Below are 381 nucleotides of genomic sequence, written 5' to 3' on the forward strand. Positions count from 1 at the left end.
GAGCATATCCGCATCCTGCAGAGACTCGGATGCGACGCCTTGCAAGGCTATGCCCTGGCCCGGCCGATGCCGTTCGAGCGGATCGAGCCGTTCGTGCGCGAGGAGAAGTGGCGGCTGAAGTGATCTTCGCCGAGAGAAGCCCTCACTTGTCTGATCGGGACCCGGGCGTCATCTCAAWGACGTGACGCATTGCCGGTCATGACAATTCTCAGCCCCAGTGCCACCATGACACATCCGGTAAAGCGCTCTTGCCATACCAGCAGGCGAGGCCAGCGGTGGAGCCATTGCCCCACAGTCCCCGATGCCAGCGCGACCGACCCGAGCGAGAGGATGCCCGCAAGCTTCTGGATGGTCCCAAGGATGATCAACTGGCTCCAGACA

1 pseudogene is annotated in these 381 nt (G+C 62.1%); it reads right to left on the minus strand.

The features are described from left to right. Nucleotides 1–173: 173 nt before the first annotated feature. Nucleotides 174–381 (minus strand): annotated as a pseudogene (locus tag AC1D0P_RS31640) (hypothetical protein); the annotation flags it as partial.

The organism is Polaromonas sp. P1_G2 (assembly GCF_056405515.1).